Source organism: Moraxella canis (genome assembly GCF_002014965.1).
GTDB lineage: Bacteria > Pseudomonadota > Gammaproteobacteria > Pseudomonadales > Moraxellaceae > Moraxella > Moraxella canis.
This window is the reverse complement of record NZ_MUXT01000008.1, coordinates 1-13,970: the sequence shown is the minus strand read 5'-3', so window position 1 is coordinate 13,970 and position 13,970 is coordinate 1. Positions and strand designations below refer to the sequence as shown.

Here is a 13,970-nt window from a genome sequence, read left to right as displayed (position 1 = left end):
AAATGTAATCTGACAGCCAATGCCCTTTTTATGGATAGCTGTCAGATGGGGTCTGGATTACTACAGTTTATATGATATTAAAAACCGCTTTATGTAAGCGGTTTTTAATTTTTGGACTTGTTGTCATTGACTTTGGGAGCGTACCGCTATTTCTCCTTACGTATACCCTTGTTCGAGTGCCTGCTTTTCAGTTTCTGTCTGTTGGATGGTGGTAATTTTCATGGTATTTTCATGGTATACTAGGTAGATACCGCTATCACGACATTAGTCTTTCGGATTACTTATTTGGTTAGTTTTTATCACTTATAAAAGCCTCATGAAGCGCTCTTATACTGACGCATTGATTGCATTTTATTTAGAAGATAGCCATGAGTCGACCCTGTAAAAACCTATGTGACAAATACAACAAGCATCACGACTTCTTTAACCCAAATATCTCGCATTTTGCAAAATAAGTTCGAAAAGACCCTGGTAAGCTTGAATTATAAGATAAAGATGGCAACGTTACCTATTGGCACATTGTCATGACAGGGTGATATGATTCATAAACCCTATTGATATGGAATTTGTGAGATTAGATTGTATTTGTGAGATTAGATTGTAGAAGCGATAAAAGAGCTAAACTTTGTTGAATTGGATCTTAATGACATGGAAATTACTTTGAATAACCCACAGCATGAATTTACATGGATACCAGCTTTCGAGAAGATATTTGATTGGTTAGCTGGATTTGAAGACAAGCAGGAAGATTTGGTTGATATCCTTATTGAAGTTGGTATCGACAACGGGCTACAAGATCAGCTCATTAAAGGTGAAAAGAGTAAGGTCGAGGTCATGGACCCTTTTACTTTTTTATCTTTATTAATGAAATATCAGAGCGTTCAAAAAAGAATTGATTGCGTGAATCGGTTAATTGATATAGCCGGCCTTGATACACCTCATATTCAGGATCTCAATGGGGTGCCTACATCACAACCTCAAAGTGTATGGCTATTTCCCTATGCCTATGACCGTGATCCAAACACAATTTGCTTATTATGGACTTTATTTAAACAGTCAAGATCATCACAAGTAAACCCAAAAACTTTTAATGACGCCCTAAAAATCAAAAGCACTGGCTTTACTAAACTTACCCAAAGCTTATTTTATACAAATCCATCTGAGTACTTGCCTATAGATAGCCAAACTCAAACCTGGCTAAATCAACATGGTATCGAAGTCAAAAGAAGCAACTGGGATGACTATCAAACAATGATTAGTCAAGTGGCTTCCATATCAGATAAAAATTTTTATGAGATTTCATACGAAGCCTGGTTAAGCAACCAGCCAAGCAATATTATATCTAATCCCATGATTTCTACTAAAGCTACCTCTGACAAAACTGATGATATGCCAGAAGTATTTATACCTCTAAACCGCATCCTATACGGTCCACCCGGCACAGGGAAAACCTACAAAACTACTGAACTTGCCGTACAGTGTGTGGAGCCTGACTGGTATCAAACATGGAAACAAAGCCCTATACCAGAGTCAGAAAAGCGCCAACAGATTAAAAGTAAGTATGATGATCTAGTTAGTAAAGGTCGTATCGCATTTACCACCTTCCATCAAAGCTTTGCCTATGAAGATTTCGTTGAGGGTATTAGACCTTCTGTAAACAAGGACTCAGATGAAACATCAAGTCTTAGTTACGATGTCATGCCTGGAGTGTTTAAAAGTTTATGCACCTTGGCTGGCACCAATGCCAAAGAACAAACTGGTTCAACTCAATCTGTAGATATTGAGGATAAGAATATATGGAAGATGTCTTTAGGTAACACTTTAGAACATGAAGGTGAAGATATTTATAACGACTGTCTTGAGAATAATTACGTTCTGCTAGGCTGGGGTGATGATATCGACTTTACAGGGTGTGATAGCCGACAAAAGATTATTGCCAAAGTCGAAGAAGCCAAAGGCGAACCTTACAACTACCTTGTCACTGCGGTCAATACCTTTAAAAATATTATAAAAGAAGGTGATTTAATCATTATCTCAGATGGTAACCATAAGTTTCGTGCCATTGCCGAGGTTACTGGCGACTATAAGTTCTTGGATAAGCAAGTCAGAACCGGTTTCCAACAGTCCAGACCGGTTAAATGGTTAAGAATTTACGATAACAGCCTTCCCAAAGAAATGTTGTTTGAGAAATCTTTATCTCAAATGACCCTATACAACCTTAAAGATGGCACTATTAATAGAGATAAATTAAAAGAGCTACTAAATGCAGAATCAAATACAGACAACATGGAAAAACCTCACCTACTCATCATTGATGAAATCAACCGAGGCAACATATCGCGTATCTTTGGCGAGTTAATTACCTTACTTGAGCCCGATAAACGAAAAGGTGGTCGTGATGCACGTGAGGTAATTCTGCCCTACTCTAAAGAGAAGTTCTCAGTGCCCTCGAACCTGTATGTATTGGGTACAATGAATACGGCAGATAAGTCTTTGGCCCAAATCGACTTTGCTTTGCGTCGACGCTTTGAATTTATTGAGACCCTACCTGATCCTAGCCTCCTGTCAGATATAGAAATATTTGGTATCCAGCTATCTGAACTGCTGACAATCATGAATCAGCGTATTGAAGTCTTGCTAGACCGTGAGCACGCTATAGGTCATGCTTACTTTTGGTCATTAAAGAACCTAGGTTCAGATAATGCTCTTGAAACAGAACTGGCCAATATATTTCAAAATCGCATTATCCCACTACTGCAAGAATACTTTTTCTCAGATTGGGAGCGTATAGGTTGGGTATTAAATGATCCCGCTAAAAAACCTGAGCATAGATTTATTCAGGTAGGTAATTTACAACCTGATGTGGCTGAGCTCTTTCACAGTAGTGTGACAGATCAGATTATGGATAGACGTTATCACATTAATACTGAAGCATTTACAATGCCCGAGGCTTACACAGGTATTATCTGTGTGGATAAACAGGCTGATTAATGATTCATGTCATTCAGGTGAGAGAGTATGCTCGGCTCACTACGGATACCTCGGCCACACCAAGTCTTGATTTGGGTGTCATTAGCACTGATACCTTCAATTGGCTGGTAAGTTTAAGTGATCAATCAGATTCAGGTCGTTTTATCACGTTTGAGAAGCCTAACTGTCTCAAATTGCATTCGTATGTGGGCTATTTACAAAGCCCTAGTGGTGAAGGTATTGAGGTGTTGCCAAAAACTAGCCACTCCACGCATCAGGACACCAAAAATAGCCGTGCGGTATTATGTAAGATGCTTTATTCAGCACTACATCTGCCTTATAAAGAAGCTCACTCAGCAACGCTCAATCGAATGAATTTGCCGATACATGAGTGGATATATAACCAATTTCTCACTCATTTGAATCAACTGGTTGCGTCAGGCTTAAGATTTGATTACCTACGGATAGAAGAGGAAAGTCGATACATTCGTGGGCAGTTAGATATCACTGCACAACAGCGGCAGCCTACTGGACGCGCCCATATTTTTCATATCAATCACGATATTTATCATCCAAACCGTATCGAAAATCGGCTTATTAAAACTGCCTTAGACTATATACAAGCTCACTGTCGCACCCATGAAAACTGGCGACTGGCTAATAAGCTGTCTCATATTCTTGCACCAATCACACCACTTGCCCGCCCATTAAGCCTTATACCTAAATGGTTAGATAGTAAAATCTTACATAGCTATCAGGCAATAAAGCCTTGGTGTGTGCTAATTTTAGAGAAAATGAATCCACACTTTCAACAAGGTCTGCATCAAGGCATATCTTTGCTTTTCCCTATGGAGCGCCTATTTGAAGAGCATGTAGCAGTTTGCTTAAAACGTCAGTTTAAGTCACCTTGGTCACTCAAAACCCAAGCATCTAGTGAATACATGATTGAGGCTATAGCCGAGCATCCACACAACAATAAAAACCGTTTTCAGCTTAAGCCTGACTTGCTTGTCAGTCATTTGAGTCAGCCTCGGTATGTGATGGACACTAAATGGAAACTATTAGACAGCTTAGATAGCCAAAACAACTTCAATATCAGTCAAAGTGACATTTACCAGATGTTCGCTTATGGGCATAAATATTTAAATGGCTCAGGTGATTTGATGCTAATTTACCCAAAACATACTCATTTTGAACAATCACTGCCCTACTTTAAGTTAGATCAAGATTTGCGGCTTTGGGTTGTGCCTTTTTGCATGGAGCAAGATAAGCTTGTAATTGCCCAGAATGATAACTGTACCGATCACCTATTTTCAAACAACCCCTAAGAGGGTTTTGTTAAAAAACTGTCGTTCTTTTTCGACAGGGCTTAGGTCGTTATTAAGGCTGTGGGGTCTGATTTCACTGTAATAGCCAAGGATATAACCTGCCAAATCTGTTTTTGCTTAATGACTATTATCATAGCCAAATTTTGGCATCCATTCGGTTTTAAAACTTCGAAACAATTGTTCTGTTGGTGCATTATCCTAACAATTGCTTTTTTACTCGTACTATGTGTCATATTGCATTTGGCAATAGCATCGGCAAATGCATGACTGGAATAGCCTGTCTAGATTTAGGATACAATGAGTGGTCATTTAAGATGGAATGTGCATAATTGAGGCTGTCAGATTAGGTCTGAACCAATACAATTTACGTCTCCTCTGCCATCAAAACACCCCAAAAGCCAACTAAGCTTTTGGGGTGTGGTGTGTAATAATGATGGCTCAACTTCTTATCATCAAATCGTATAATCGATTTTTAGCACATCTTTATCAATATCAGTATAAACTAATGCTAAATCCTGCGCCTGAGGGCTTTCATTATCCACATTAGCATCAACCACCGCTAACGATTGATTTTTAAGCTGTGGATTATGAGCAGCTTGATTAGAAGTGATTGTTTCTAGACCTAGAATAGTATCACCCATGCTATCCAAATCAGTACGAGAGATAACATCGCTTTCTTTTAAAGCGCTAGCTTCACCAGTTCTAGAGATCTTGAATATTTTCTCAGAAAAAACCACATCACCATCGTTATCCACTACCGAGAATGCAATCTTCTCTTCGTATAGTTCCAAGTCTGTATAAAGCTCTTTAGCATAATAAGTAAAATCTCCTGATTCAAAATTAATCGAAATAAAACCCCCTTGCTGAGTCTTAATTAAGGCTGTTTTGCTTTCCTGACCATAAATAGAACGATCAATGCCTTGTACGGTGATTCCTGTGTCATGGCTGTAACTATAAGTGCTGTCATCGATGGTGACGCTCAATACGTTACCATCATCTGCACCATAGCCGGCGGTTACACCTTCTGTGTTTGCACCAGTAAGCAAGTTAGAAGAAGCGAACGGTCTGCTATCATAAGCGGTTTCCACAAAAATAGAATCTAGTTTGGTGATATCTTTTATGATAAAGGCAAGTTCGTAGTCATTGTCTATATTGATCTGCCCATCATAGGCAATAGGCGCTATCGTATCGAGTGAGTCCACCTCAATCACAGCAAAAGCATATGATTTGATCTTATTTTCATTAAGAAAATCAATCCAAATCCTTTCTTCGCCGGGCTGAATACCTGTATCGGCATCACCAGGGTCAATCCAGCCAGGAGATAGTGAATTTACTCCACTTTCCCCAAAAGCAGGGTAGCCATAGGTTAAAAAGTAGGAATAGTTTTGTGCATCTTCTAGTTTGCCAGGCTTGCCAAAGCCCTGTATGGCAAGATCAAGTGCAGCGTCGTAGTTAGTGGAACCATGTAGAGAATAAACATTATAAATAAAACTCTGAGCCTCCTCAGCCTTCATCCATCTGTCTTACGTTGAAGCTTCCTCATCAAACAAAGTTACCTGAGCTCTGACATCGCCCATGGTTGTATAAGTTTCTATCAGCTTATTAATAGCATCCTTGGCAACATCTAAACGATTTCTATAGCCTACCCACTCCAACATACTGCCAGAGATATCCAAAATAATTGACAAATTATATGCTGCAGGTCTGATAGCTAAAAAAATATCGCCTGAGTCCACAAATGGAGAATTATCTTCTACTGTGACAATCAGATCACTTTGTAATAGCGGCTTAGCTCCTTGAGTTACTTGTAAATTAAATTTAACATCCAAGTCATCCTCAATATTCTGCTGTGGGTGATCAATCGCATGCAGTAATGTGGTTTGATAAGAAGCGGTAAAGCCTGTTCCACTGTTTTGGATATCATTGACTTTAATAGTCATGACATCAGTTTCGGGTTGATTATCGCCAAGCGATACGCGGCCAGTTAAAGTATTCGACTGATCACTCCAATGCCAAACGACATCTTTACCCTGCACCTGAATACCTTTAGGACCTGATAGTTTAATAGACAACTCAGATGGGTCAATATTTTGTAAGTCCATTAATACGATTTGACCCGCGGCTGTCGTGTCATTAGTAGTATCCTGGCTTCCTTGAGTATCTGGAATACCTTTAACCAAACCCTATTCCGATACTATAGCCCTGTCGACCACAACGGATGGCACACCATCAGTACGCCCCAAGATGGTGATTGTCAATGTCGCTTGAGCGGTATCGACATCGCCATCGGTGATGGTGTAAGGCACTGATTCCGTCAAGGTGTCACCGTCATTGAGTGCATCAACCTTAGGATGGGTGTTATTTAAGGTATAGGTGTAGCTGCCATCGGCGTTGATCTCAAAGCGGCCGTACTGACCTGCCACCGTTTTGGCCTCTGTGGCAGGAGTACCCTGACCATCGGCACCAAAGTGGTCATTGGTGAATAACTGACCGGTTGAAGAATTGGGTCAGCCTTATGAGCTCGTCAGCTACCAGCGTCATGCTAAGACTCATTTGGCACCTGACAGCTTAAAAAATATTCATCCACTGGGCAAATCCCCTGTGATTGAGCTTGATGGTCAAGTGATTGCCGAATCAGGCGCCATTACCCAAGTATTAATTGAACGCTTTGGTGCCGATCGGCTGCGCCCTGCTATTGATGCCAAAGATTATGCCAGCTACCTACAATGGATGGACTTTTCAGAAAGCTCACTGATGGTTCCTTTATTGCTTGAGCTATTTACCCGATCGGCAGGTGTAACCGACAATGACTTTTTAAACAATTATATCGCCAAAGAAAAACACAATTTATTAAGCTATTTAGATAATGAATTAGAAGGCAAAACTTACATCGTTGGCGATCAGCTGACTGGCGCTGATTTTATGCTATCTTTTGATTTAATTATGCTCAATCAGCGCGGTTTGTTGGATAATTATCCAAATATCAAATCCTACGCACAAAACTTGGCGAAGATTGACAGTTACCGACGCGCCCTAGCGCTTGAAGCAAAGCATGATAACTCAAAGTAAGTATTGACACGGGTTATATGATCTAAAACAGACTTTGATGGTCTGTTTTAAGATCATTATAATGTTTAACTAAAAAGCACCTTATTGCATTGATAAGGTGCTTTGTTATCAGGTTCAGGTCATTAGCGTTTACAACCTTCCGCCTTATTTTTTGCCTCCCATGCGGCTATATCTTGAGCGGTCATTGTGGTTTCGCCACCGAAGTAGGGATTGAACCATAATAAGCCTCGTCCATTCACGCGCTTAAACACTGCATAAGGATAACAATCTTCCACTTCATAATACGCATTTTCTACTTCATCATACACGTATCCTAAGTCCCAGGATTCAGCAAACTTTGCCTTGCCTTTAAGCTGATTAAATTGTTTTTGTGTCATTGGACCAAAATCAACCCTGCCCAGAGCATCTTCACCTAAATAACTGCCAAACTCAAACCCCTTAATCGGAAGACCGTATAGCGTAGCACCTTTAACAGAAAAATAGACCCATTCACCGTCTGCGGTTAGTTTCGGTTTGCCTACTAAGTCTTTGGCATATTTTGCAGGGAGTTTGGGTTTTTTATTAGTGATTTTTCCGTCTCCGCTAGTGCATTCTTTTAACTCCTCAATACTATTCATACACACGGTTGCACTCCAAAAAAAATCGCTCATAACAGTGGCTTTTTCAATATCTTGACCCCTTTCATAGTGCTTAAATAAAGATGTCCAATCGGCAGCGTGGGCTGCGGTCGTGACACCTACTAGTGCTATGGCAGCTAAAAACTTATTCACATTACTCTCCTTGTTGGATATGATTATCTGGATCGATTGGTATGGCACCGCTGTTTAACATCACTTAAGCTGTATTTTAGTGGATATTTTTTGGCATTAGAATACAATTTCATGATCGATAGCAAATGGTATAACTCAATCATATTTTTAGATATTTTATATTAGTGATCTATAACGGCAGATAGCTACTTACTCCACTCATTAATGAAACTACAAAAATCTTACAAAAACATCTCTAAATCTGGAAGTTTTTGTTATAATTGGTTAAGACAACGTGCGCCTAATTCTCTTTTGTGAGATTTGCTTTTATTAATGAATATTACTCAGTGGTGATATTTGGCGGCGATCGTGTTGTTGGCTTTGATATTGGTCAAATGTGCTCCTTTGGCTGTTATGTCAATCTATTTAGTTTTTATCATAAGGAAGATTGTATGAATCGTGCTTATCGTGTGATTTTTAACCACGCCACAGGCGTATGGCAATGCGTGAGTGAATTGGCTCATGCCAAAGGCAAAAGCAAATCATTTAAGGCGTTATCTGTCGCTGCGATGATGGCAGCGGGTGGTGAGGCTGTGGCGGCGGATATTGAGCTGACCGATGGGAAAGTGCACCATTATGCTGGCAATGCTGGGATTATTGGCGATGTTTTGATTGCCAATGCTGGAACAAAACTTACCAGTGATAACCAAATTGCTTTTGGTTCAACAGACAATCCTGCCAATATCATGAACACTACAATTGAGATTAGCAACGGTGCAAGTTCTGTCAGCCCCAATGAAACCATCATCTCACATAATAGTAATACCACCGTTACCGTCAATGACGCCACAATTGATAGTACAAAAAATCTCATATTAAGTGTTAGTCCTGACTATAGTGCAGATTTGATTGGTACTAATGGTGCCAAAATCAATGCAGGCGGTATCGTTACGATTGGTGATGCCCATGGTAGTAAAGCCAGTGCAACGCTATCAGGAAATGGTACCACCTTAACTGTGCATAGAGATAATAACAGCAACATCATCAATGTTGCTGGTGGTAAGAACTCGGTTGGTACACTAACCCTAACAGATAAAGCCGCTACTGAGTCAGGGCAAATAGCAGTTGGTCGTAGTGCAGGCTCGGTAGGTACGCTCGTAGCTGATACTGCAACCATTACAGCGTACGATAGCGTGGTGATTGGCTTCCAAGGTAAGGGCATTGCCGACCTAAAAAACAGTAAAGTTAATACAAAAACTTATTCGTTGGCTGATTCCCAAGGTTCAAACGCACAAGTATCAAGTCAAAATAATACCATCACCACAGAAACTGTCGCTATTGGTACAACTGGAGGGGCGACTTTAACCAGCACCAAAGACACCTATAAGGTGGCAGGCAGATTAGTTGTTGGTCAAGAATCTGGCTCAAAAGGCATGGCTACATTTACAAATAGCACCATCTCGGCAAAAGATATGATTCTTGGTGTGTTTGCAGGTTCTACAGGTGAAGCGACCATTAGCGGCGCAGATGCTAAACTACAGATTGACAATGAAATGATTATCGGTAGTGGCGGTAAAGGCATGCTGACCATTAATCAAAATTCTCAATACAATGTTGGGCACACTTATGTTACCAATGGCGTCTACATTGGCGGCGGCGGTGTCAATGGTTTAGCTAACACCCAAGGTGGCACGGGCACACTAATCTTAAATGACAGTACGCTACGCGCCAATGAAATAGTCGTGGGCAACACAGGCAGTGGCACACTGCGACTAGAGGCAACTGACACCGATCAGTATCTGACAGGCTTATTTACCAATCAAATCAGCCGTAATCTTGATTCAAAACTGTCCGAAATCTACATTAACGGTGCTGAGATTGGTATCAATGCTGATCAGCCCAATTTATTTGCCAATTTTACCAAGGGCAATAAGATTGAGATTGGTAATCAAGGTGTTTATTTTGAAACCAACAACTTTCTAGGCAGTACAGGCACTAACGTTGTCATTAATCCAAACGCTGTCATCACAGGTCATGTTGGCACAATTGATATTAACAATATTGACAATAATGCTGGATTTAATAAATCAGGTAAAGGTACACTCACCATATCTGAAAGTACCAAACAATTTAAAGGGGATTTGGCTGTTGCAGAAGGCGTGCTGAAAATCGATGGCAACTATGTCATGAATGGCGAAAACCTTGTTATTGGTTTGATTGATCATGATGAAGATGAGACTTTTGACAATCAAATCGAATATGGTAAATTGGTCGTTACAGGTAAAGCCGATATCAGCAATGGCAATCTGGCTGTTTATGTTGATGAATACATCAAAAACGGCTTAGATGTTGGCACAGCGGTCAAAGAAGTGGTGAGTGCAGGCACATTGGTAGGAAAGTTTAAACAAGTCAGTGACAATCATGCCTTGGTGGATTTTGCTACGGACTATTCTGACGCCAATAAAGTTCACCTTACCATGGTAAAACAAGGCTCGACGCCAAATCCAGAGCCTAAGCCTGAGCCTAAGCCAACGCCAAATCCAGAGCCTAAGCCTGATCCTAAGCCTGATCCAGAGCCTAAGCCTGATCCAGAGCCTAAGCCAAATCCTGAGCCTGAGCCAAAGCCAAATCCAGCGCCAACGCCTGAGCCCAAGCCAGAACCAATGCCTAAGCCAGAGCCGAAGCCAACGCCTGAGCCAAAGCCTGATCCCAAGCCTGAACCGAAGCCAAATCCAGAGCCTAAGCCAGAACCAACGCCTAAGCCAGAGCCTAAGCCAGAGCCTAAGCCAAACGATGATACGCGCTTTATTAAAGCTGTCAAGAGTGAAAATAATCTTGCAGCGCTGCCGCTTGCAACAGACCTAGAAAATGCGTTGGATGACTATATCGCTGCTAACAACATGACCAATTCCAAAGCCGACAGTTATGAATTGATGCGTCAGTTGGGGCGTGATTTACCGTCATCAGTCACAGACGCACAGCTATCACATGTTGTCACAAGTTTGCAGCCGCTACTGACAGGTTCGGTCAATCGCGCGGTTTTAAACGCCAATCGTCATGCAGTGGATGCCATTTATGATAACCGTCTTGACTTTGCGCCGATTGCTCAAGGTAGCGATGACAACCAGCGCAGTCTTTGGGCGAAAGCGATTGGTGCGGACGTTTCGGTGACAGGCACTGATGGCGCTTTGGGTTATGATCAGCGTGACTTTGGAGCAGTTGTTGGGGCGGACACCAGCTTGGGTAATGGCAAAATCGGCTTTGCTCTTGGTTATATTGACACTGATACCGACAGTGACACCGTCAATCACAACATCAATACCAAAACAAGCCAAGCCATCGTCTACGGTAACTATCAAGCCAATGAGACCACGACAGCCTACGCTCATATTGGCATAGCCAGAAGCGATATCGAAGGTGAGCGTCATATCGCCTTCGCTGATCAAATCGCCAAATCTGACTACACCGCCGATACCATCATGGCAGGACTTGGGGCAAGCTATATGATGGGCGAAACACACCGCCATATCGCGCCATTTGTTCGCCTAGATTACGCCCAAGTGCGTGCTGATGGCTATCATGAAACAGGCGCAGGTGTATATAACCTAACTGTAGACAAACAGAACTACACAAGCCTACGCCCAACAGTCGGTATCAAAGCCGCCAGCGCCATAAGTCCACGACTTCAGCTTACTGGTAATTTGGCAGTCAGCCATGAAAGCGGTGATAAGCACAATATCATCAATGCAGGCTTTGAAGGTACATCTCTTCGCTTTACAAGTACCGCTACCGACATCGGTCGCACTATCGGTACAGCAGGCATGGGTCTAAACTATGCTCTCAGCCCTGCCACAACCCTAAGCCTAGATTATCAAGGTCAATGGCGCGATAATTACGCAAGTCATGGCGGTGTGATCGGCATTAAGTCAGTCTTTTAGTCTATTTATCAACAGACTAGGTCGGTCTTTCATACTGAGATGACTTGACCAATAATCTGATAAAATCTATAAGCGTTATTAAGCTAAGTATCTGCATGGTGTAGATACTTAGCTTTTTTATATAACTTAATCAAATACTATTGTTTAAAATAGATTGACATTTATTTTTTTAGCAGATATTTTAATTTTAAATATTTAGTGGTTAAGAGGTACAGTATTTCATCTATCGACTAAATAAAAATCAAGGGGCTGTACTAAATCAGCCTAAATCCCACACCATCTTCTCAATACTTTAATTTTAAGCATAAAATAACTGGTACTACGACCTTCCTTGAGAGATTCCAATGTAAGTTTGAAATCCTCTTGAACATTGATTTGTTTAATTGCAGGGTCAAGCACACGACGTTAAAACTCCGCCACTTGTGGATAGCTATTGGCTACGCCAAAATAAGCTTTCCATTCAAAAACGGTCATTTCTGGCGTTTTTTCGATATCTTTCCACTGATGGATTAACTCATACATTCTTTTACTGCACAGCCTTTAAAATCAACCATTTTGATGTAGTCGTATTTGGTATAGGCTTGATTGGTATGTTCAATCAAAAAGGCTAATAGGTCAGAAAAATGCAGTAAAATATAGCTTTCTTGGTCTTGATAAGAAATCCCTTGAAGCCAGTTATATTCTGCTTTTAGCACTTTGAAATTCTTGTGATTCGGTTTGAGAACGCAAAGCTTTTGAGAAGCATCCTCAGCTTAAATATTATTATCAACGTATAGCGGGAATTTTAGCTTTCTTTCGCCAAGTGTTTTAGCAGTATCTTTAAGGGTTTATAGGCGTAATTGTCCGTTACCTTATTGGCAAGGGCAAAACTAACGGTTAGTTGCTTTATGCCTGTGGGCTATTTGTGCATTTTATTGACGGCAAGCGTCATCAAATGATACTCCGCCACAGACAAGTCATAGCAAGCCTCAACCAGCGTGTTGGACTTTGTAATCATTATAGAATCATTTTGTCTGTAAAAAGAATTATGCCCAGTGATGGTAGCACTCATAATAAATTATCTAAAATCCATTATAAAAGTGCCTAATTTTTGTGGCAAAGTGCCAAAATACCTTAAGTGATTTTAAAAATTTTGGCATTGTTAAACAAAAATACATCAGTTAAAATACCACACACTCAACCACATGTAAAACAACCACCCAATGAACCAAACATTTACCCATTGTCCTAAATGTCAAAATACACACTTTGTTAAAGCAGGGTTTAACAATGGCAAACAACGCTACAAGTGCAAAAACTGTCATTATTATTTTTTAAGTACACAAACACAGCTCTCATAAGAGCGATGCCATTAAGAAAATGGCAATAGATATGTATTTAGAAGGTCTAGGGTTTCGCTCCATTGGTAGAGTATTAAACATTAGTTACGGTACGGTCTATCAATGGGTTAAACATCTTGGGGAGCAACATCAAATCAAACCCAATGACAGTCAAGAAATTGACATTGTAGAGCTTGATGAAATCCACAGTTATACCAAACACAAAAAAACTACTGCTGGACTTGGATTGCCATTGACCGACAAACAAAACACGTTTTAGGTTTTGTTTGTGGCAAACGAGACAGTAAAACCTTTGCAAGGCTATACAACACCCTAAACTCAAACAATATTAAGCTGTTTTGTTCTGATTATTGGAAATCTTATGATGAAATTATTCCAAAACACAAGCACCTAAAAAGCAAAGCTCAAACTTTTACCATTGAGAGTTATAACAGCCTTATTAGACATTTTACTGCAAGATTTAGGAGAAAGACCAAATGTTATTCTAAATGCAAGAAAATGATAGAAAATACGCTCAATTTACTGTTTGCTAAATGGAATGGGGGTTTGAGTTATGTATTTTAAATTAACAATGCC

10 protein-coding genes and 2 pseudogenes are annotated in these 13,970 nt (G+C 40.5%); 5 read left to right on the top strand and 7 right to left on the bottom strand.

Features of this window, described 5'->3' with window-relative positions:
* The first annotated feature begins 648 nt into the window (after positions 1 to 648).
* The gene (locus tag B0180_RS10260; RefSeq protein ID WP_078256149.1) at positions 649 to 2,991 is read left to right on the top strand and encodes an AAA family ATPase; all 2,343 of its coding nucleotides are present in this window, start codon (positions 649 to 651) and stop codon (positions 2,989 to 2,991) included.
* Positions 2,991 to 4,298 carry an McrC family protein gene (locus B0180_RS06220; RefSeq protein WP_078256148.1) on the top strand — a complete coding sequence of 436 codons (1,308 nt, stop codon included), beginning with the start codon at positions 2,991 to 2,993 and terminating at the stop codon, positions 4,296 to 4,298. Before B0180_RS10260 ends, B0180_RS06220 begins: the two co-directional genes overlap by 1 nt.
* Positions 4,299 to 4,750: 452 nt before the next feature.
* On the opposite strand, the gene B0180_RS06215 is transcribed toward B0180_RS06220, so the two are convergent.
* From B0180_RS06215 to B0180_RS06205, 3 genes and pseudogenes are all read right to left on the bottom strand, one after another.
* Positions 4,751 to 5,812, bottom strand: a complete 1,062-nt coding sequence (locus B0180_RS06215) for a hypothetical protein (protein ID WP_078256147.1) — start codon at positions 5,810 to 5,812, stop codon at positions 4,751 to 4,753.
* Between the two features lie 9 nt (positions 5,813 to 5,821).
* The gene (locus tag B0180_RS06210) at positions 5,822 to 6,478 is read right to left on the bottom strand and encodes a vWA domain-containing protein (protein WP_143821291.1); all 657 of its coding nucleotides are present in this window, start codon (positions 6,476 to 6,478) and stop codon (positions 5,822 to 5,824) included.
* Positions 6,479 to 6,481: 3 nt separating this feature from the next.
* Positions 6,482 to 6,778, bottom strand: a pseudogene (locus tag B0180_RS06205) (VCBS domain-containing protein); the annotation flags it as partial.
* Between the two features lie 22 nt (positions 6,779 to 6,800).
* On the opposite strand from B0180_RS06205, the gene B0180_RS06200 reads away from it, so the two are divergent.
* Positions 6,801 to 7,367 carry a glutathione S-transferase family protein gene (locus B0180_RS06200; RefSeq protein ID WP_078256144.1) on the top strand — a complete coding sequence of 189 codons (567 nt, stop codon included), beginning with the start codon at positions 6,801 to 6,803 and terminating at the stop codon, positions 7,365 to 7,367.
* 122 nt (positions 7,368 to 7,489) lie between these two features.
* On the opposite strand, the gene B0180_RS06195 is transcribed toward B0180_RS06200, so the two are convergent.
* The gene (locus tag B0180_RS06195; RefSeq protein WP_078256143.1) at positions 7,490 to 8,137 is read right to left on the bottom strand and encodes a hypothetical protein; all 648 of its coding nucleotides are present in this window, start codon (positions 8,135 to 8,137) and stop codon (positions 7,490 to 7,492) included.
* Positions 8,138 to 8,568: 431 nt separating this feature from the next.
* Here B0180_RS06195 and B0180_RS06190 point away from each other — a divergent pair, with 431 nt between their 5' ends.
* Complete coding sequence (locus tag B0180_RS06190; protein ID WP_167366931.1) at positions 8,569 to 12,054, top strand: autotransporter domain-containing protein; 3,486 nt, start codon at positions 8,569 to 8,571, stop codon at positions 12,052 to 12,054.
* A gap of 264 nt (positions 12,055 to 12,318) precedes the next feature.
* Here the strand turns inward: B0180_RS06190 and B0180_RS10375 are convergent, their stop codons facing one another.
* The 3 genes from B0180_RS10375 to B0180_RS10310 form a co-directional block, all read right to left on the bottom strand.
* On the bottom strand, positions 12,319 to 12,453 hold the full coding sequence (locus B0180_RS10375) for a replication initiation protein (RefSeq protein WP_143821289.1): 135 nt from the start codon (positions 12,451 to 12,453) through the stop codon (positions 12,319 to 12,321).
* Between the two features lie 110 nt (positions 12,454 to 12,563).
* Positions 12,564 to 12,749, bottom strand: coding sequence for a hypothetical protein (locus B0180_RS06185; protein ID WP_078256141.1), 186 nt, complete (start codon positions 12,747 to 12,749; stop codon positions 12,564 to 12,566).
* A gap of 203 nt (positions 12,750 to 12,952) precedes the next feature.
* Positions 12,953 to 13,051: a replication initiation protein gene (locus B0180_RS10310; RefSeq protein WP_143821287.1), complete on the bottom strand. Its 99-nt coding sequence runs from the start codon at positions 13,049 to 13,051 to the stop codon at positions 12,953 to 12,955.
* 205 nt (positions 13,052 to 13,256) lie between these two features.
* On the opposite strand from B0180_RS10310, the pseudogene B0180_RS06180 reads away from it, so the two are divergent.
* Positions 13,257 to 13,958: pseudogene (locus B0180_RS06180) on the top strand (IS1 family transposase).
* Positions 13,959 to 13,970: the final 12 nt, after the last annotated feature.